Consider the following 352-nt stretch of genomic DNA (forward strand, 5'->3'; position numbering starts at 1 on the left):
TGAGCACTGTCCGGACCCGGATAAGGGTTGCGGTTGCCGAAGTTCAGGCGGCTTTCAGTATAGGTCTTCAGTGGTCCGATTTCGATTTCCTGGCTTGTCCAAGTCTTGAACGTGAAACGCGTGTTGTTTCCCCAGGTGCCCTGAGCCTCCCCGGTTCTCGCACTGGATGTTCTTACCCCCTCATGCGAACGGACATCGCCGATGCCGACCTCGTATCGAATGTAGCCGCCGATGCGCAGGCAGGTGTCGGTGTTGGGGACATGGAAGTAGCCCGGACCGTAGACGTCGCAGATGTGGACATGTTCGGTCCGGTCCGACGCGGAGATTTCGTCCGCCGCGCGAGCCACCGAAA

Annotated in this window: 1 protein-coding gene; it reads right to left on the reverse strand. The window is 59.4% G+C overall.

What is annotated here, in order from left to right; genetic code table 11:
* The coding region (locus AC0L3E_RS34660) for a porin (RefSeq protein ID WP_473606919.1) at nucleotides 1-352 on the reverse strand (352 nt) is incomplete at both ends.

The organism is Mesorhizobium sp. WSM4822, assembly GCF_055811155.1.